This is a genomic window from Endozoicomonas sp. SESOKO4 (assembly GCF_024606275.1).
In genome coordinates, this window is the sequence record NZ_JAHHPS010000469.1 from 1 (window position 1) to 1,782 (window position 1,782).

Genomic DNA, 1,782 nt, shown 5'->3' on the forward strand with positions numbered 1-1,782 from the left:
GGTTCTGCATCAGCACAGCGATATAACTCAGGGCCAGCTGTTCTCCTGATGGAATAACTTCAGAGACAGGTATTTCAACGTTGCTGTTTTCGGTTGTGCGCATCCCGGACAGAAAATGATCGGGGATATTCTTATCCCAGGGCAGAAGGCTATGGGTTTTGAGTAGCGCCTCAAAGATTATCTGGATGCCTTTTTTGGTGATGTCATGGTTTTTTAGTTGAAGGCAGGCTTCAAGTAGCCATTTTAGCCATTGGGAGGAATGCTCTTTGCTGAGTTTATGCAGGGCGCCCAACGAGGGAAGCAGGTCGAATACAGCCTGAGCATGGCTGGCGTCCAGAAAACGCAACTGGTCATCTTTTGTTAAGGGTTGCAAGAGTTCCCAGTAGAGTCTTTTCATATAGTCGTATTTCAGCACTCCCGATAATTGCTGCAACCGGGCTGAATGCTGTTCCCATTGGCTCTTATTCGGCAATGATTTCAGCCGCTTGGCAAAATAGACAAAACGCCCTCTGGGTTCATTGGCAGAAAACAGAGCTATTGCCTTACTTAACACGTTCAAAGGCACGGCTTTGCCCGAATGACGCCAGAAAAAATCCCGGTTCTGTTGACTAACCTCAAGGTAGCGTTTGACGCCTTTCCCTCCATAAGAAGACAGAAACGTTATCAATGATTCCAGCATCAGAGCGGGTTTAGTCTTTTCAACGTGGTGAAATTGTTTTAAAAGCGCCCAGCTGATTACCCAGTCTGGGTTAGGGGTGGAAAGATAAAGGGAAACTGTTTTTAGCTGGCGATTGAATTTGTCATCCTCTTCATTATTCAAGTGGCTATTTTCTTCATTAGATTCTGTCAACAGCCACTGTTTCAGTTGTGTTTCCAGGTGTTTCAGCTCTTCAATAGCAGGTAGCCCTTCTGATGCCCAGAGCCTGGCCATAATTTGCAATAACAGATGGTTGGGCACCCCCCCGAAGCTTATCCAGTTCATCATTTTTTTCACTGGTTCATGTTTGGGCATGCCCTGGCCATTATTTATGGACGAGAAGGCACGGAACCGCTCCATACTGAACTCGCCATCCTGGTCTTTCCACTCCGGCCAGCCAAGCACTTTTTTCACTCGCTCATATGTGGGCATGCCCCGGCCAAGATTCATGGAAGAAAATGCGCGGAGCCGCTCCATACCGAACCTGCCATCCTTTTCTTTCCATTCCGGCCAGTTCAGCATCGCTTTCACGTCCTCATATTTGGGCGGGCCTTTGCCAGCATTCATGGCTGTGAAGGTGCGGAATCGCTCCATGCTGAACTCGCCATACTTATCTTTCCACATCTGCCAGCCCAGAATCTCTTTCACTTCCTCCTCATTTTCAGGCAAGCCTCTGGCATGATTCATGGACGAGAAGGCGCGGAACAGCTCCATGCTGAACTCGCCATTCTTGTCTTTCCATACCTGCCAGCCCAGCACCATTTTCACTTTCTTGTGTTTGGGCACAAATCTTTTGGTGAACATCGACGAGAAAGAGCGAAATAACTCCATATTGAATTCGCCATCCTCGTCTCTCCATTCCGGCCAGTCCAGCATCGCTTTTAATTTTTTATGTTCCTCATGTTTGGGAATGCCTTTGCTGTGATTCATGGACGATAAAGCGCGGAACAGCTCCATATTGAACTCGCCATCCCTGTCTTTCCATTCCGACCAGTTCAGCACCTCTTCCACGTCCTTTTTTTTGAGCATGCCTTTGCCACTATTCATGGATGAGAAAGCGCGGAACAGCTCCATATTGAACTCGC

At 47.9% G+C, this 1,782-nt stretch carries 1 protein-coding gene; it reads right to left on the reverse strand.

All coding sequences use genetic code 11. The annotated features are described in order from the left end of the window. Positions 1 to 1,771: hypothetical protein (locus KDK16_RS09010; protein ID WP_257275694.1), on the reverse strand; the 1,771-nt coding region annotated here is incomplete at its 3' end. Positions 1,772 to 1,782: the final 11 nt, after the last annotated feature.